Source organism: Pseudomonas sp. LFS044, from assembly GCF_047978245.1.
Taxonomy (GTDB): domain Bacteria; phylum Pseudomonadota; class Gammaproteobacteria; order Pseudomonadales; family Pseudomonadaceae; genus Aquipseudomonas.
On record NZ_JBFPFX010000003.1, the window covers coordinates 145222 to 162163 of the forward strand.

Sequence of the window (16942 nt, forward strand, 5' to 3'; positions counted from 1 at the left end):
CCTGCAGAGCATCAGCCGCGAGCGTTGTCGATGATCTCGATGTACTCGGGCGCCGTGCGCTGGTCGGCGATCTGCTCGACGAAGGTCTTGCCATGCTCGTCCTTGCCATCGAGGTCGTAGCCCGCCTCGACGAAGAAGCCGACAAAACGCTCGAAGTCGTCCACGCGCAGGCCACGGTAAGCCTTGACCAGCTTGTGCAGCGACGGCGAGGTCACGCCATCGGCCGGCTCGAACTGGAGGAACGACTTGATATAGTCGTCGCTGATTTCGTCACCAATCACCTGCTTCTTGTCTTTACGCATTGCCGGCTCCAACTGGACCATCACGGGATTTCGAAGGCCGGCAGTGTACCCCCCACAGGCAACGGGCCTCAACGCGTACGTACGGTCCCCGTGTGCAAGTCGGCCCAGACATGGCCGTTGGCGTAGGTCAGAAACTGCACATAGACGGTCTCGTTGCGCAGCAGGTCCATGACCACACGGTAGTCGCTGCCCGGGTAGTTCAAGCTCAGCGTACGGGACTTCTCGTCATACACCGGTTTTTTCAGGCTCTTGTTGGCCTCGCCATCGAAGTTCAGCAGCACCTGGGCGATGGTCGCACCTTTGCTCAGCGGCTTGCCTTTGAGGCGAATTTGCAGGGTGGCCGTGATCGGGATCGGTTGCTGGTCAGACTGGCGCTGAGCGCCCACCACCACCGAATAGTCGGTTACCTGCAGCAACTGCTGGCCAGTCGGCGCTTCCTGGCGCAGAGACTGGTCATCGGGCGGGAGAAACTGGCTGTGCAGCGGTGCCGCAGCGAGGGGCAGGCTGACCGCCAGCAGCAGGGGAAGAATCGCACGCATGTGAGGCTCCTTGGCATGAGGGAGCACTCTAGCATGCGCAGTGACGGCGGCTATCAATCGAACTGCGCGAGCATCCAGGCGTGATACTCGGCCATGCCCTCTGCACCTTCACGGGGCGCCCAGTGGGCATGCTCGCCCTCGACCAACTGCCGGTAGGGCCCGGCCTTGCACTCGAACAGAATACTGTCTGCTTCCAGCACCACCAGGGAATGGAAGATGCCCGGGGGCAGGTCCACGCCCAGGCAATCCCCCCCGGCCTCGAGCACGCGCTTGTCGGTCACGACGCCCTGCTCATCGAACATCAACAGGCCCAAGCGGCCCTTGAGCGCCAGCAAGGTCTCGGCCTTGTCATCGCTCAGGTGCCTGTGCGGGGCAATGTAGGTGGAGGGCTGCAAACCGACTGCCAGGCGGTGGCAAGGGTCTTCCATGGCGTGGAAATTGTGGTGATGACGACCACGCGCGGAGCCTGCGGCTTTGTGTGCCAGCCCAGCGAACAGCGATTGGTCGATGAATGCAGGCTGGCTCATGATCACAGTCCTTTTACGGCGAAGATGCCGTTCGCGTTGCGCCAGTAACCTTTATAGTCCATGCCGTAACCGAAGATATAGCGATCCACGCAAGGCAGGCCGACATAGCTGGCCTTCAGATCAGGGCTGGCCTTGCGGTCGTGGTCCTTGTCGATCAGCACGGCGGTGTGCACCGAGCGCGCACCGGCATGCTTGCAGAACTCGATGATGGCGCTGAGGGTGTGGCCCTCGTCGAGGATGTCGTCGACGATCAGCACGTCTCGGTCGATGAACGACACTTCCGGCTTGGCCTTCCAGAACAGCTCACCACCGCTGGTCTGGTTGCGGTAGCGCGTGGCGTGCAGATACGAGGCTTCCAGCGGGAACTGCAGGTGGGTCAGCAGTTTGCCAGCGAAGATCAGGCCGCCGTTCATCACACAGAACACCACCGGGTTCTTGTCGTGCAGGTCTTTGCAGATCTGCTCGCCGACCTTGGCAATGGCCGCTTCCACTTCGGCTTCGTTGTACAGGCAGTCTGCCTCGCGCATGACTTGACGGATGTGCTCGAGATCAGCGGACATGGCGCTCTCCGGGGGGATTTTGGAAAAGCGGGCAAAGGTACGCATCCGCTCGTCACAGATCAAGCATTTATGGACTAACGTGCAAAAGGACTACACGACAGCAAAGGCTGAATAGATTAATCTAGCGCGGTTTTTTTGCCCGCCTTTCGGAGCCCCCCTATGCCCACTCGTGAGATCCGCCACCCGCTGATCCGCCACAAGCTCGGCCTGATGCGCCGTGCTGACATCAGCACCAAGAATTTTCGCGAACTCGCCCAGGAAGTCGGCGCGCTACTGACCTACGAAGCTACCCAGGACCTGCCACTCGAAACCTACGAGATCGATGGCTGGTGTGGCAAGGTACAAGTTGAAAAAATCGCCGGCAAGAAGATCACCGTGGTACCTATCCTGCGCGCTGGCATCGGCATGCTCGATGGCGTGCTCAGCCTGATCCCGGGCGCCAAGGTCAGTGCCGTGGGCGTCGCCCGCAACGAGGAAACCCTCGAAGCACACACCTACCTGGAAAAGCTCGCGCCGGACATCAACCAGCGCCTGGCGCTGATCATCGACCCGATGCTGGCCACCGGCGCCTCGATGGTCGCGACCATCGACCTGCTGAAAAAAGCCGGCTGCAAGGAAATCCGCGCGATGGTACTGGTTGCAGCACCCGAAGGTATCGACGCGGTGGAACAAGCCCACCCGGACGTACAGATCTACACCGCCTCGATCGACCAACGCCTCAACGAACACGGCTACATCGTTCCAGGCCTTGGTGATGCCGGCGACAAGATCTTCGGCACCAAGCAGAAGGACGCCTGACCATGCAGGACGGCTTCAACGACCCGCTCTGGCGCCAGGTCGTTTCGGGCGCGCAGATGCTCTTCGTGGCATTTGGCGCGCTGGTGCTGATGCCGCTGATCACCGGCCTCGATCCGAACGTCGCGTTGTTCACCGCCGGCATCGGCACCTTGCTGTTCCAGCTGGTCACCGGCCGTCAGGTCCCGGTATTCCTGGCGTCCAGCTTCGCTTTCATTACCCCGATCATTCTCGCCAAGGGCCAGTTCGGCCTGGCCGAGACCATGGGCGGCGTGATGGCCGCAGGCTTCGTGTACACCTTCATGGGCCTGATGGTGAAAATCAAGGGCACCGGCTTCATCGACCGCATGCTGCCACCTGTGGTGATTGGCCCGGTGATCATTTCCATCGGCCTGGCCATGGCACCGATCGCTGCCAACATGGCCATGGGCAAAGGCGGTGACGGCGCCGCGCTGATGCCTTACAAGACCGCCATGCTGATTTCGATGCCGGCGTTGTTGACCACGCTGATCGTCGCGGTCTTCGGCAAGGGCATCTTCCGCCTGGTGCCGATCATCTCGGGTGTGCTGGTAGGCTTTGCCCTGTCGTTCGCCTTTGGCGTGGTCGATACCGCCAAGATCGCCGCCGCACCGTGGCTGGAGATCCCCAACTTCACAGCGCCAGCATTCAACTGGCAGGCCATCCTGTTTATCGTCCCGGTTGCCTTGGCACCGGCGATCGAGCACATCGGCGGCGTGATTGCGGTAGGCAGCGTGACCGGCCGCGACTACCTGAAAAAGCCTGGCCTGCACCGCACCCTGCTGGGTGACGGCCTGGCCACCACTGCGGCTGGCCTGTTCGGCGGCCCGCCCAACACCACCTACGCCGAAGTGACCGGCGCGGTGATGCTGACCAAGAACTACAACCCGAAAATCATGACCTGGGCGGCGGTCTTCGCCATCACCCTGGCCTTCATCGGCAAGTTCGGCGCGCTGCTGCAGAGCATCCCGGTACCGGTGATGGGCGGCATCCTCTGCCTGCTGTTCGGCTCGATCGCGGCGGTGGGCATGAACACCATGATTCGCCACAAGATCGACCTGAGCGAAGCACGCAACCTGGTGATCGTGTCGGTGACCCTGGTGTTCGGTATTGGCGGTGTGCTGATCGGCAGCGGTGACGGCCCGGACGACTGGGGCCTGAAGGGTATTGCCCTGTGCGCCATCGTGGCCATTGCCCTGAACCTGATTCTGCCGGGCAATGATGGCTGGAAGCACAAGAAGCTGGATGATCAGCTGCCTTGAGGCGTGCCAAGCGTTGAACCAAAGGGGCTGCATTGCAGCCCCTTCTTGATTCAGACCTTCTCGCACATCCCTGCCAGCACCCTTACCCACTCCGGGTGATCATTCAGGCATGGCACCAGCACCAACTCCTCGCCCCCCGCCTCGATGAACTGCTCCTTGCCGCGGTCGCCGATCTCCTCCAGCGTCTCGATGCAATCGGCGACGAATGCCGGGCACATCACCAGCAGCTTCTTCACGCCCGCCTTGCCCAGCTCATCCAGGCGCGTCTCGGTGTAGGGCTCGATCCACTTGGCCCGCCCCAACCGCGACTGGAACGAAACCGACCACTTGCCGGCCGGGATGCCCATCTTCGCCGCAAACGCCTTGGCCGTGGCCAGGCATTGCCCGCGGTAACACACCGCACGCATCTCGGCACTGGCGTCCTTGCAGCAATCTGCCGCCTGGAAATCATGCGTGCCGGTTGGGTCGAGCTTCTTCAGGTGCCGCTCCGGCAAACCATGGAAGCTCAGCAACAGATGGTCATAGTCCTGCTGCAGATACGGCCGGGCACTGGCCACCAGGGCATCAATGTATTCCGGGTGATCGTAGAACGGTTGCAGCACGCGCAGCTCCAGCGGCAAGCCGCGCTCGGCGACGGTCTGGTTGGCCAGCGTCACCACTGTGGTCACCGTGCTGTCGGCGAACTGTGGATAAAGTGGCGCCAGGGTCACCTTGCGCACACCTTGGGCCGCCAGGCGCGCAAGCACGTCCGGTAGCGCCGGCTGGCCATAACGCATGGCAACCTCGACCGGGCCATGGGGCCAGTGCTCGACCATCGCGGCCTGCAGGCGGCGCGTGAGTACCACCAGCGGCGAACCTTCGTCCCACCAGATCGAGGCGTAGGCATGCGCCGACTGCTCCGGGCGCTTGATCAGGATCAGTGACACCAGCAAGCGTCGCACCGGCCATGGCAGGTCGATCACGTAAGGGTCCATCAGGAACTGGTTGAGGTAGCGGCGCACGTCGGCCACCGAGGTGGAGGCTGGTGAACCCAGGTTGACCAGCAGCAGGGCGTGATCGGTCATGCAGCGTCCTATGTCAGAGGCGCCTGGACAGGTTGTCCAGGGCCGATTGCAGATCGTTGAAACGGAAGGTGAAACCCGCTGCCAGCAAGCGCACCGGGCGCGCCCGCTGGCCGCCGAGCAGCAGGGTCGAAAGCTCGCCCAGGCCGGCCTTGAGCAAAAGGCCTGGCATGGGTAACAGCGCGGGCCGATGCAGCGCCCGGCCCAGGCGCCGGGCGAACTCGCGGTTGCGCACAGGCTCTGGCGCGCAGGCATTATAAGGACCGCTGGCATCCTTTTGCTGCATGAGAAAATCAATCAGGGCGACCTGGTCGTCTATATGAACCCAGGGCATCCACTGCCGACCATTACCCAGCGGGCCACCCAGCCCAAGCTTGAAGGGCAGGCGCAGGCGCGACAAAAAGCCGCCATCACTGGCCAGTACCAAGCCGGTGCGCACCAGTACCACGCGCACGCCCAGCGCCTGTGCACGCAGCGCGGTTTCTTCCCAGGCAATGCACAGCTGGCTGGCGAAGTCCTCGCGCACCGGCGGCGACGCCTCCGTGAGCTCGCGCTCACCGCCGTCGCCATACCAGCCCACGGCAGACCCGGAAACCAACACCTCAGGGCGCTGTTCGCGACTGGCCAACCAAGCCAGCAGCTGTTCGGTCAGGGTGATGCGGCTGGCCCACAGCAGGTTGCGTCGGGCAGCAGTCCACGGCCGGTCAGCGATGGGCGCACCGGCCAGGTTGATGACTGCGTCCACTGGCTCATCGGGCGACAGATCCTCCAACTTGGCGATACCGCGCACACCGCTGCCGCACAGGCGCGCAACCTGCTCGGGGCGTCGGCTCCATACGGTCAGGCGATGGCCCTGGCCTGACCAGTACTGGCAAAGATGCTGGCCGATCAAACCAGTACCGCCCGTCAGCAATATATGCATGGCTGTGTCCTCGCAGAGTCCGGCGATGGTCTATTTTTAACAACAAGGCACTTTTTTAACCAAACGCTCTCGGATGAATCATAGGCCAACCGGCTTTCTGAAGCGGAATAACCTTATACAAACTTTGTGCATTGTACAGGTTTGCCTGACAGCGTAGTCTGCGTATAGCAAGGTTCGAAGAGGCCATCATGACAGTACCTATTGCCATCATCGGTGCCGGTATCGCCGGACTTTCCGCCGCTCAGGCCCTGCAAAAGGCTGGGCAATCCGTTCATCTGTTCGACAAGGGCCACGGCAGTGGCGGGCGCATGGCCAGCAAACGCAGCGACGCCGGTGCGCTCGACCTTGGCGCCCAGTACTTCACTGCCCGCGACCGGCGTTTTGTCGAACAGGTGCAGCAGTGGGTCGCCGCTGGCTGGGCCGCACAATGGAAGCCGCAGCTGTACAACTACCGCAATGGCGAACTCACCCCCTCCCCTGACGAGCAAACCCGCTGGGTGGGCGTACCGCGCATGAGCGCCATTACCCGCGGCCTGCTCAAGGACGTCACGGTGAACTTCGGCTGCCGCATCGCCGAGGTGTTTCGTGGCAAGCAGTACTGGCACTTGCAAGACACCGAAGGCTGCAGCCATGGGCCGTTCAGCCGCGTGGTGATCGCAGTGCCTGCCCCGCAGGCCACGCCGTTGCTCGCTGCCACACCGAAACTCGCCGCCGTGGCGGCCGGCGTGGTGATGGAACCCACCTGGGCTGTCGCCCTGGGCTTCGCCACCGCGCTGGACACGCCGATGCAAGGCTGCTTCGTACAGGACAACCCGCTCGATTGGCTGGCGCGCAACCGCAGCAAGCCTGGCCGGGACGAGCACCTCGACACTTGGGTACTGCACGCCACGTCCGAGTGGAGCAAGCAGCATATCGACCTGGCCAAGGAAGAAGTGATCGAACAGCTGTGGGGCGAATTTGCCGAGCTGGTCGGCTGCGTGATTCCGGCACCCTCTTTCGCCCTGGCCCACCGTTGGTTGTATGCACGGCCCGCCGGCAATCACGAATGGGGCGCGCTGGCCGATGCCGACCAGGGCTTGTATGCGTGTGGCGACTGGTGCTTGTCCGGCCGAGTTGAAGGCGCCTGGCTCAGTGGCCAGGAGGCAGCACGACGGCTGCTGGAGCATCTCGATTAACGCGCGCTGCAAAGCTATACAAAAATACTAGTTTGCATAAGTTTGTGGCTGTGCTGGAATAACCTTGTACACGCATGCGTTCATGTACAAGTATTTCGGAGGCAGCCATGCACGACCCATCCGCCCACAGCAAGCCTCGCATCGCCATCAGCGCCTGCCTGACTGGCCACAGTGTGCGCTACAACGGTGGGCACAAAGCATCCGACTTGTGCCGTACGCAGCTCGAAGCGCATTTCGACTGGTCGCCAGTCTGCCCCGAAGTGGCCATCGGCCTGGGTATACCGCGCGATCCTATCCGCCTGGTAGGCGACCCACAAAACCCTTCGGTGGTCGGCACCCGTGACCCCGACATGGACGTGACCGGCCCGCTCGCCCTGTACGGCGAACGAATGGCAATGGAACTCGATGACATCTGTGGCTACATCTTCATGCAGAAGTCGCCCTCCTGCGGGCTGGAGCGGGTCAAGGTGTATCAGGAAAACGGCTACCCCGCCCTTCAAGGCGGCACAGGTGCCTACGCAGCAGCCTTCTGCGCACGTCGCCCCGACCTGCCGGTCGAAGAAGAAGGCCGTCTGCACGATCCGGTACTGCGCGAGAACTTCATCAGCCGCGTCTACGCCTATGCAGACTGGCAGCACCTGCTTGCCGAAGGCTTGAGCCGCGGCGCACTGGTGCGCTTCCATTCGCGCTACAAGTACTTGCTGATGGCCAACAACCCCCATGCCTATCGCCAGCTCGGCCGCCTGCTGGGCACCATGCGCCGAGAGGACGACCCGCAGGAGATCGGCCCGCGCTATTTCAGCCAGCTGATGCAGGCCCTGCGCCGCTGCGCCAGCCGTGGCACCCATGGCAACGTGCTGCAGCACCTCAGCGGCTATTTCAAAAGCGCACTGACGGATCAGGACAAGGCCGAGCTGCAGCACCTGATCGACCAGTACCAGCAAGGTGTGGTGCCGCTGGTGGTGCCGCTGACCCTGCTCAAACACTACCTGCGCAAATACCCTGACCCGTACCTGCAGCAGCAGGCCTACCTTCAGCCTCACCCCGACAGCCTGGGGCTGCGCAATGCCGTCTGACACGCCCCTGCCCATCGGTGAACTGGCGCGGCGCACGGGTGTGAACCCGGTGACCCTGCGTGCATGGGAGCGACGCTACGGCCTGCTCAAGCCGCAACGTACTGCCAAGGGTCACCGCCTGTACGGCAGCGATCAAGTCGAGCGGGTCGAGGCCATCCTCGCCTGGCTGGAGCGCGGTGCATCAGTTGGCCAGGTGCGCGAGCTGCTCGACAAGCCAGCCGGCGTGGCCCCGCGCGGTGACTGGCAAACCCGTCAGCAACAGTTGATCGAGGCCATCGCCAACCTGTCTCAACGCGCCCTCGACCAGCAACTCAACCAGGCCATGGCGCTGTACCCGGCCATCACGCTTTGCGAGCAGCTGTTGCTGCCGTTGATGGACAGCCTGGCACAACGCTGGCGTAACTATTTCAACGCCCGGCTGGAACAGGTGTTCTTCCATACCTGGCTGCGCAGCAAGCTGGGAGCGCGGGTGTACCACGACAATCAATCGCTGCAAGGGCCGCCCGTGCTGCTTGCACAAGACAGTCAGCACGCCTTCGACCCCAGCCTGTGGCTATGCGCCTGGCTGCTGAGCAACAACGGCATCCCCGTCGAAGTGCTCGAACAACCGGTCAGCGGCGTGGAACTGCAACGGGCCGTCACTGCGCTGCAACCTCGCGCACTGCTGTTGCACCTGGGCCCGCGCATCGATAGCCGGGCGTTGCTGCGCACGCTGCAAGGGGTGCCCGGGCCAAAACTGCTGGGCGGCGCCACGGTCTCCCTTCATCAAGCTCAACTGCAAGCCTTCGGCCTTCCCGACCTTGCCCTGTTCGATACCCCCCAGGCGGCATTGCGTGCGCTGCAAGGCAATGACCGCCCACCTGTAGAGATGATTGCCCCATGCAACTGATCTGGCTGCGCAGCGACCTGCGCATTGACGACAACAGCGCCCTGAGCGCGGCCTGCGAGCGCGGCCCGACCGTGGCCTTATGGCTGGCCAGCCCAGGCCAGTGGCAGGCCCACGATGATGCCGCGTGCAAGGTCGACTTCTGGCTGCGCAACCTGCGCGACCTGCGCCAGTCGCTGGAAAAACTGAATATTCCGCTGCTGATCCGCACCATCGACACCTGGGACGAGGCCGCGCCCGCGGTGCTCAAGGTATGCCGCCAGCACGCCATCGAAGCGGTGCACTGGAACGATGAATATGGCATCAACGAAAACAACCGTGACCAGGCCACCCGCACGTTGCTTGAAGCTTCCGGCATTCAGGCCCACAGCTACCTCGACCAGCTGCTGTTCCGCCCTGGCACAATTCTGACCCGCAGCGGCGACTACTTTCAGGTCTTCAGCCAGTTCAAGAAGGTCTGCCTGGAACATTTGCACCGCAGCCCGCCATCGCAAGCCTCACGGGTAAAACGCCAGGCGCCGCTGGAGATTGCCAGCGACCCGATCCCCCAGCACATCGAAGGCTTCGACACACCACCGCACACCCTCAGCCAGCACTGGCCTGCCGGCGAAGAAGAGGCGCAGGCCCGGCTCTCACGCTTTCTCGACGAGACGGTCGACGATTACCAGCATCTGCGAGACCTCCCGGCCAAACCCGGCACCAGCCAGCTGTCGGCCTACCTGGCAGCAGGGGTAATTTCGCCGCGCCAATGCCTGCACGCGGCCCTGGCCAGCAACCGCGGCGAGTTCGACAGTGGCAGCAGCGGCATCCAGACCTGGATCAACGAATTGCTCTGGCGTGAATTCTACAAACACATACTGACGGGTTATCCACAGGTGTCGCGCCACCGCGCTTTCCGCGCCCAGACCGAAGCCCTGCCCTGGCGCGATGCGCCAGCAGACCTCGAGGCCTGGGAACAGGGGCGCACCGGCTTCCCGATCATCGACGCGGCGATGCGCCAACTGCTGCACACAGGTTGGATGCATAACCGCCTGCGCATGATCGTTGCGATGTTCCTCAGCAAGAACCTGCTGATCGATTGGCGCAAGGGCGAACGGCATTTCATGCGCCACCTGATAGACGGTGATCTGGCCGCGAACAACGGCGGCTGGCAGTGGAGCGCCTCCACGGGCACCGACGCAGTGCCCTATTTCCGTATTTTCAACCCGGTTTCACAGTCGCAACGCTTCGACCCCCAGGGGGCGTTCATCCGCCACTGGTTACCCGAATTAAGCGGGGAAGATGAAAAAAACATCCATCAGCCCATGAAGGTTACGGACCTTTTGGTTAATAATTCGTATCACAGTCCTATAGTCGATCTCAGCAGTAGCCGTAAGCGTGCGCTCGAAGCCTTCAAAGGCCTGCCACGCCGGTCGGATCAGAGGGCAGCAAATTGAATCAATCGCGTATTTTCTGGGTTACGGGCGCCTCCAATGGACTGGGTTTGGCCCTGGTAACGCGTTTGCTCGAACAAGGGCACCGTGTTGCCGCAAGTGCCAAGGAAGGCGATGAACTCGGCGCATTGGCAGCGCGTTATGGCAGCAAGCTGTTGCGCCTGCCTTCGCAGCTGCATGAAGAAGACCAGGCGGCAAGCGCCTGCCAGCAGCTTTGTCATGCCTGGGGCTCACTGGACACCCTGATCATCAACGCAGGTACCAGTGAGTACTTGGCCGACAATGTGCCGCACAGCGAGCTGTTCGAGGCAATCGTCAGCAGCAACCAGCTGGCCGGCGAGCATTGCCTAGCCAAGGTCCAGCCGTTGCTGGCCAAGGGCGACGCACCGCAGGTAATGGCGATATTCAACCGCTATTCGGCGCTGCAGTTGTATGCGCCGACGCAAGTGACAGCGGGCTGGAACAACATGCCGCAGTGGCTACGCGAAGAGCGCCAGGCGTTGAAGGACAAGGGTATCGACCTGACCGTGGTGGCGCCGCAGTCGCTCAAGACACCGGTTACATCGGTGCAAGCTGTGCCGGATGCCTGGACACCTGAGAGTGCCGCTGAGGAGTTGCTGCAGCGCTTGCCGCTGCGCGAGCCGGAGCTGGTGCTGGAAGTGCTCGATGTCAGCAGTTTGTGGCCGTTGCCACGCTGAATCCTGTATCGGCAGTAGCCGCCTCTTCGCGGGCTGACCCGCGAAGAGGCGGCTACGGAAGGATCAAAGCGCCATGCGGTAATGCAGGCTGTAACTTTCAACCCCATCGTTGGGTTGCTTGATCCCGGCATTGGAATAGTGAATGGCCCGCACACCGATCTCATGCCCACCGGCAAAGCGCAGGCCAAAACCGATTCGGTCCTCGAACTGGAAAGAAGACCCCAGGTCATTGCTCTCAAGCTTGGTGCGTGAAAACGCAGCGACCCCGATGCCTGCCTCGATGTACGGCTTTACCGATTCCCCGGCAAACTCGTAAACGAATACCGGTGCGAACGACAGGCTGTGGTTGCTGGCCGTCTCGTCACCGTCCCAATAGGTGTAGGCGCCGTCCCAGTAGCCGGTCAAGCGACCGACACTGCTTTGCCACCAGCTCGTATCCCAGTTCGACTGCAGCCCCAAGCGATAGACCATGGTCGAATCACCCGTCTGCCCTACGGATAACGACACATCGGCAGCCTGCGCCGCCGCGACTTGCCCCAAAACAAGAGCGGCAGCCGCCGCTAAGCCGAGCAGTTTGCTCATGAGAAACATCCTTCTTTCCAATGCTGTTGTAAGTGTTCGCCTAGGTCAGGCAAAAAATAGAAATCAGAAATGGGACGTTAGTTCAGCTGTTTTCACATTTTTTTTACAACTGAAAGGGTTGAACGGCGTCCGACTTATTCCACAGCACAGGAAGGATGTTTTTCAGCGATTGCGGATCGGCACTGGTCCAGAACGCGGCGGCGCGCGCTGGCCCATCGGCAAGCAGGTCGCGGGCGGCCAGCAAGCGCTGCAATTGCCGGGCTACCGCAGCGCCGGTATCGATGATCGCCACGTCGCTGGGCACCATCTCGGCCAGCAACGGGCGCAGGAAGGGGTAATGGGTGCAGCCCAGGATCAGCGTGTCGCAACCGGCTGCCAGCAAGGGTTGCACGTAAGTGATCAGCAACTGGCGCAATTGCGGGCTACCAAGGTCACCGGTCTCGATCAGCTCGACCAGCCCTGGGCAAGGCTGGGTCACCACGCGCACATCGTTGGCGAAGCGGTCGAGCAAGGCGGCGAACTTGGCGCTCTGCAAGGTGCCGGTGGTGGCCAGCACGCCGACCACACCGACGCGGGTGGCTGCAGCAGCCGGTTTTACCGCAGGCTCCATGCCCACCAGCGGCCAGTCGGGGTACAACTCGCGCAGGTCGGCAACCGCCGCCACCGTTGCCGTGTTGCACGCCAGGACCATTGCCTTGGCGCCTTGCGCCTGGAAAAACTCGGCGATGCGCCGGCAACGCTGGCGGATGTAGTCCGGGCTTTTTTCGCCATACGGCACGTGGCCGCAATCGGCAACATAGAGCAGCGACTCGTTGGGCAGCAAGCGCTGGATCTCGGCGAGCACCGACAAACCGCCGACCCCCGAGTCCATCACGCCGACCGGCGCCGAGCGCTCAGCCATCGCGCTTGCCACAGACGGCGCAAGCCGGGTCACGCTTGACCCGCAGCTCACGCAGGCGCGTGCCGAGGGCATCGATCAGCAGCAGGCGGCCCACCAGTGGCTCGCCAAAACCTGCCAGCAGCTTCAAGGCCTCCAACGCCTGCAGGCTGCCGACCAGCCCCACCAGCGGGCCAATCACGCCAGCTTCGCTACAGGTCAGTTCGGATTCGCTGCCATGGCCGTACAGGCAGTGGTAGCAAGGGCTGGTGTCACGCCGAGGGTCGAACACCGACAGCTGCCCTTCCAGGCGTATCGCTGCGCCGCTGACCAGTGGCTTGTCATGCGCGAAACAGGCGGCGTTAACCGCCTCACGCGTGCCGAAGTTGTCCGAGCAGTCCAGCACCAGGTCAACGGCGGCAACAGCGGCGGCCAGGGAGTCCTCATCCAGCGCCTGGCGATGGGCGACCAGGGTGACTTCAGGGTTGATTGCCTCAAGCCGCTGCAGCGCCGAGTCCACCTTGCTCATGCCAACGCTACTGCTGTCATGGATGACCTGGCGTTGCAGGTTGGTCAGGTCGACGGTGTCGAAGTCGGCCAGGTGCAGCTCACCCACGCCGGCCGCAGCCAGGTAAAGCGCCACCGGCGAGCCCAGGCCACCCAGGCCGACGATCAGCGCCTTGCTGTGCTTGAGCCGCAACTGGCCGTCGATGTCCACCTGCGCCAGCAGGATCTGCCGGCTGTAACGCAACAGTTCCTGATCGGTCAGCATGGCAGGCGCCCCAGGGAAATACGTTCATGGCCGCCAAGGTCCTTGCGGCTGGCGACATCGATAAAGCCTTGCGCCACCAGCAGTGTGCGCACCGCATCAGCCTGATCATAGCCATGTTCGAGCAACAGCCAGCCACCAGCCAGCAGATACTGCGGCGCCTCGCTGACGATCAGCCGCAGGTCATCCAGGCCATCGGCACCGGCCACCAGCGCACTGCTCGGTTCGAAGCGCACATCACCTTCGACCAGGTGCGGGTCTTGTGCGGCGATATACGGCGGGTTGCTGACGATCAGGTCGAAACGCTCACCGGCCAGGCTGCTGAACCAATGGCTGGCCAGCACCTTGACGTTCCCCAGGCCCAGGCGCTGGCGGTTGCGCTCGGCCAGGGCCACGGCCTCGTCCACCCGGTCTACCGCCGTGACCTGCCAGGCCGGGCAATCGCTGGCCAGGGCCAGGGCGATGGCACCCGTGCCGGTACCCAGGTCGAGCACCTTGGCGGGCGCGGCAGGCTGCAACTCAAGGGCTGTCTCGACCAACAGCTCGGTGTCCGGCCGCGGGATCAACGTGTGCGGCGCCACTTCCAGGTCGATTTTCCAGAAACCCTGTTGCCCAAGAATGTAGGCAACCGGCTCGCCGGCACGACGGCGCTGAAGGTAGCCGGCGTAGGCCTCGGCATCCTCGCTGCTGACGATGCGCTCGGGCCAGGTGTGCAGGTAGCTGCGTGACTTGCCAATGGCTGCGGCCAGCAGCAGTTCGGCATCCAGGCGTTCGGTGGGCGAATCCGACAACTGCGCGTTGCGCAGCAGGCTGGCAATGATGGTCATCAGTCCCCCAGGGCGGCCAGTTGATCGGCCTGGTATTCGGCCAGCAATGGTTCGATCACCGCGTCCACGCCACCGGCGAGGATGTCGTCGAGCGAATAAAGGGTCAGGTTGATGCGGTGATCGGTCACTCGCCCCTGTGGGTAGTTATAGGTGCGAATGCGCTCGGAACGGTCACCGGAGCCCACCAACAGCTTACGCTCACTGGCGATGGCATTCTGCGCTGCGCTGGTCTGCATGTCGTTGAGCTTGGCCGACAGCCAGGACATGGCGCGGGCGCGGTTCTTGTGCTGCGAACGCTCTTCCTGGCACTCCACCACGATGCCGGTGGGCAAGTGGGTGATGCGGATCGCCGAGTCGGTCTTGTTGACGTGCTGGCCGCCGGCACCCGAGGAGCGGTAGGTGTCCACGCGCAGGTCGGCAGGGTTGATTTCGATCGCCACCTGCTCGTCGGGCTCGGGAAGTACCGCCACGGTGCACGCCGAAGTGTGGATACGGCCCTGCGACTCGGTCTCCGGCACCCGCTGCACACGGTGCGCGCCAGACTCGAACTTGAGTTTGCCGTAAACACTGTCACCTTCGACGCGGGCGATGATCTCTTTGTAGCCGCCGTGCTCGCCTTCGTTCTCGGACAGAATCTCCAGGCGCCAGCCACGCCGTTCGGCGTAACGCGAATACATGCGGAACAGGTCGCCCGAGAAGATCGCCGCCTCATCGCCGCCGGTGCCTGCGCGGATTTCCAGGAACACGTTGCGCCCGTCGTTGGGGTCTTTGGGCAACAGCATGCGTTGCAGCTGCGACTCCAGGCCGACCAGCTGCTCCTTGGCTTCGCGCACCTCTTCGACAGCCATCTCGCGCATGTCGGGGTCGGAGTCCTTGAGCAGCGCCTGCGCGCCTTCGAGGTCATCCTGCACCTTGCGCCACTCTTTATAGGCGGCGATCACCGGCTCCACTTCGGCGTACTCGCGGGAATAGGCGCGGAAGCGGGTCTGGTCGGAAATGACTTCGCCATCACCGAGCAACGCGGTGATTTCCTCGAAGCGGTCCTGGAGCGTGTCCAGTTTGTTCAGCAGCGACGCTTTCATTGCAAGGATTTGTCCGTCGAGCCCTCGTTGAGGGCAAAGAGTTCCTGGGCCATGGCCAGCGCATCGAGGCGGCCCTCGGCCGAGAGCTTTTTCAACTGCACGCTGGGCGCGTGCAGGAGTTTGTTGGTCAGCCCCCGGGCCAACTGGGCCAGCACATCTTCGGGGTTGCCGCCGTTGGCCAGCAGACGCTGGGCCTTTTGCAGTTCTTCGTCGCGCAGGCGCTCGCTTTGCTGGCGGTAGGCGCGCAGCACATCCACCGCGGCCAGTTCGCGCAGGCGCACCATGAAGTCCTCGGCGCCCACCGAAACCAGCTCCTCGGCCGCCTGAGCCGCACCTTGGCGGCTCTTGAGGTTTTCTGCGACCACTTCGTGCAGGTCATCGACGGTGTACAGATAAACGTCGTCGAGTTCACCCACCTCCGGCTCGATGTCCCGCGGCACGGCGATATCGACCATGAAAATCGGCTTGTGCCGGCGCTGCTTCAGCGCGCTTTCCACAGCACCCTTGCCTAGGATCGGCAATTGGCTGGCCGTGGAGCTGATGACGATGTCGCTGTGGGCCAGCTCCTGGGGGATGTCGGCCAGCAACACGGCATGCGCACCGAACTGCTCGGCCAGCAGGCTGGCGCGCTCCAGCGTGCGGTTGGCCACGACGATACGGCGCACGCCTTGCTCATGCAGGTGGCGGGCCACCAGGGTAATGGTTTCGCCAGCACCGATCAGCAGCGCCTGGCTGCGGCCAAGGTCGCTGAAGATCTGCCGCGCCAGGCTGACCGCGGCAAACGCCACCGACACCGGGTTCTCGCCAATCGCGGTGTCGGTGCGCACCTGCTTGGCCGCACTGAAGGTGGCCTGGAACAGCCGCCCGAGCAACGGGCCGACGGTGCCGGCTTCACGCGCCACGGCATAGGCCGACTTCATCTGGCCGAGGATCTGCGGCTCGCCCAGCACCAGCGAGTCCAGGCCCGAGGCCACCCGCATCATGTGCCGGACGGCGTCGTGCTCTTCGTGGATGTAGGCACTGGCGCGCAGTTCATCCAGGCTCAGGCGGTGATAGTCGGCCAGCCACTGCAGAACCGCCTCGGCGGACAGTTGGTCCTGCTCTATATAGAGCTCGCTACGGTTGCAGGTCGACAGGATCGCCGCTTCGCGGCTGGCGGTCAGTCGGCAGAGCTGCTGCAGGGCGTCCACCAGCTGCTCTGGGGTAAACGCCACGCGCTCGCGTACGTCTACCGAGGCAGTCTTATGGTTGATACCAAGTGCAAGAAAGGCCATGCAAGGTCGCTGGTTGTGACGGGAAGCCGATAATTGTCCTCTTTCGCAGGTTTCAGGACAACCACCGTTCGCTATTGAGCTGATAGCACCTGCTCGCTCGGCCTGCTTTCGCACGGGGAACACAGCCGGCAAGCACACCGGGGCACCCTGGGGGGGCCGGCTTGCCGGCGATGCTACAGCGCGATGATGGCACCGGCTTTGCCGGTGATCGCCGGCAAGCCGGCTCCCACAAAATCTGTGTCGGCCTAAGGAATATTTCCTACAAAATAAGGAGCGC

General features: G+C 63.0%; 19 protein-coding genes. 7 read left to right on the forward strand and 12 right to left on the reverse strand.

From position 1 onward, the window contains the following. Positions 1 to 11: 11 nt before the first annotated feature. The 4 genes from ACNQPL_RS03455 to ACNQPL_RS03470 form a co-directional block, all read right to left on the reverse strand. Positions 12 to 302 carry a PA4642 family protein gene (locus ACNQPL_RS03455; RefSeq protein WP_346614908.1) on the reverse strand — a complete coding sequence of 97 codons (291 nt, stop codon included), beginning with the start codon at positions 300 to 302 and terminating at the stop codon, positions 12 to 14. Positions 303 to 370: 68 nt separating this feature from the next. After that, a complete protein-coding gene (locus ACNQPL_RS03460) occupies positions 371 to 841 on the reverse strand; it encodes a hypothetical protein (RefSeq protein WP_416465910.1) in 471 nt (156 codons plus the stop codon). A 53-nt stretch (positions 842 to 894) separates the two neighbouring features. Beyond that, positions 895 to 1368, reverse strand: coding sequence for a WbuC family cupin fold metalloprotein (locus ACNQPL_RS03465; RefSeq protein WP_416465912.1), 474 nt, complete (start codon positions 1366 to 1368; stop codon positions 895 to 897). A 2-nt stretch (positions 1369 to 1370) separates the two neighbouring features. After that, the gene (locus ACNQPL_RS03470) at positions 1371 to 1928 is read right to left on the reverse strand and encodes a hypoxanthine-guanine phosphoribosyltransferase (RefSeq protein WP_217886500.1); all 558 of its coding nucleotides are present in this window, start codon (positions 1926 to 1928) and stop codon (positions 1371 to 1373) included. A 159-nt stretch (positions 1929 to 2087) separates the two neighbouring features. Between ACNQPL_RS03470 and upp the strand changes: the two genes are divergently transcribed. Both upp and ACNQPL_RS03480 read left to right on the forward strand, forming a co-directional pair. Beyond that, a complete protein-coding gene (upp, locus tag ACNQPL_RS03475) occupies positions 2088 to 2726 on the forward strand; it encodes a uracil phosphoribosyltransferase (RefSeq protein ID WP_346614905.1) in 639 nt (212 codons plus the stop codon). A gap of 2 nt (positions 2727 to 2728) precedes the next feature. Next, complete coding sequence (locus ACNQPL_RS03480) at positions 2729 to 4003, forward strand: uracil-xanthine permease family protein (RefSeq protein ID WP_346614904.1); 1275 nt, start codon at positions 2729 to 2731, stop codon at positions 4001 to 4003. Between the two features lie 50 nt (positions 4004 to 4053). Here ACNQPL_RS03480 and hemH read toward each other — a convergent pair whose 3' ends face one another. Next, a complete protein-coding gene (gene hemH, locus ACNQPL_RS03485) occupies positions 4054 to 5067 on the reverse strand; it encodes a ferrochelatase (protein ID WP_416465915.1) in 1014 nt (337 codons plus the stop codon). Positions 5068 to 5080: 13 nt separating this feature from the next. After that, a complete protein-coding gene (locus tag ACNQPL_RS03490) occupies positions 5081 to 5986 on the reverse strand; it encodes a TIGR01777 family oxidoreductase (protein WP_416465917.1) in 906 nt (301 codons plus the stop codon). A 188-nt stretch (positions 5987 to 6174) separates the two neighbouring features. On the opposite strand from ACNQPL_RS03490, the gene ACNQPL_RS03495 reads away from it, so the two are divergent. The 5 genes from ACNQPL_RS03495 (at position 6175) to ACNQPL_RS03515 (ending at position 11254) form a co-directional block, all read left to right on the forward strand. After that, positions 6175 to 7161 carry an NAD(P)/FAD-dependent oxidoreductase gene (locus ACNQPL_RS03495; protein ID WP_346614901.1) on the forward strand — a complete coding sequence of 329 codons (987 nt, stop codon included), beginning with the start codon at positions 6175 to 6177 and terminating at the stop codon, positions 7159 to 7161. 107 nt (positions 7162 to 7268) lie between these two features. Beyond that, a complete protein-coding gene (locus tag ACNQPL_RS03500) occupies positions 7269 to 8237 on the forward strand; it encodes a YbgA family protein (RefSeq protein ID WP_387529094.1) in 969 nt (322 codons plus the stop codon). Further along, positions 8227 to 9126 (forward strand): MerR family transcriptional regulator, encoded by a 900-nt coding sequence (locus ACNQPL_RS03505; RefSeq protein WP_416465919.1) that lies wholly within the window; start codon positions 8227 to 8229, stop codon positions 9124 to 9126. Before ACNQPL_RS03500 ends, ACNQPL_RS03505 begins: the two co-directional genes overlap by 11 nt. Next, on the forward strand, positions 9117 to 10559 hold the full coding sequence (phrB, locus tag ACNQPL_RS03510) for a deoxyribodipyrimidine photo-lyase (protein ID WP_416465921.1): 1443 nt from the start codon (positions 9117 to 9119) through the stop codon (positions 10557 to 10559). The genes ACNQPL_RS03505 and phrB overlap by 10 nt, the downstream gene beginning before the upstream one ends. After that, positions 10556 to 11254: an SDR family oxidoreductase gene (locus tag ACNQPL_RS03515; protein WP_416465923.1), complete on the forward strand. Its 699-nt coding sequence runs from the start codon at positions 10556 to 10558 to the stop codon at positions 11252 to 11254. Before phrB ends, ACNQPL_RS03515 begins: the two co-directional genes overlap by 4 nt. A 63-nt stretch (positions 11255 to 11317) precedes the next feature. Here the strand turns inward: ACNQPL_RS03515 and ACNQPL_RS03520 are convergent, their stop codons facing one another. The 6 genes from ACNQPL_RS03520 to hemA form a co-directional block, all read right to left on the reverse strand. Next, on the reverse strand, positions 11318 to 11836 hold the full coding sequence (locus ACNQPL_RS03520) for an acyloxyacyl hydrolase (protein ID WP_416465925.1): 519 nt from the start codon (positions 11834 to 11836) through the stop codon (positions 11318 to 11320). Between the two features lie 103 nt (positions 11837 to 11939). After that, positions 11940 to 12737 carry a glutamate racemase gene (gene murI, locus ACNQPL_RS03525; RefSeq protein ID WP_346614895.1) on the reverse strand — a complete coding sequence of 266 codons (798 nt, stop codon included), beginning with the start codon at positions 12735 to 12737 and terminating at the stop codon, positions 11940 to 11942. Further along, positions 12730 to 13485, reverse strand: a complete 756-nt coding sequence (locus tag ACNQPL_RS03530) for a molybdopterin-synthase adenylyltransferase MoeB (RefSeq protein WP_416465927.1) — start codon at positions 13483 to 13485, stop codon at positions 12730 to 12732. The genes murI and ACNQPL_RS03530 overlap by 8 nt, the downstream gene beginning before the upstream one ends. Beyond that, positions 13479 to 14309, reverse strand: a complete 831-nt coding sequence (prmC, locus tag ACNQPL_RS03535; RefSeq protein WP_416465929.1) for a peptide chain release factor N(5)-glutamine methyltransferase — start codon at positions 14307 to 14309, stop codon at positions 13479 to 13481. The genes ACNQPL_RS03530 and prmC overlap by 7 nt, the downstream gene beginning before the upstream one ends. Then, positions 14309 to 15391 (reverse strand): peptide chain release factor 1, encoded by a 1083-nt coding sequence (prfA, locus tag ACNQPL_RS03540; RefSeq protein WP_416465931.1) that lies wholly within the window; start codon positions 15389 to 15391, stop codon positions 14309 to 14311. Before prfA ends, prmC begins: the two co-directional genes overlap by 1 nt. Further along, positions 15388 to 16665: a glutamyl-tRNA reductase gene (gene hemA, locus ACNQPL_RS03545; protein ID WP_012316263.1), complete on the reverse strand. Its 1278-nt coding sequence runs from the start codon at positions 16663 to 16665 to the stop codon at positions 15388 to 15390. The genes prfA and hemA overlap by 4 nt, the downstream gene beginning before the upstream one ends. Positions 16666 to 16942 lie beyond the last annotated feature (277 nt).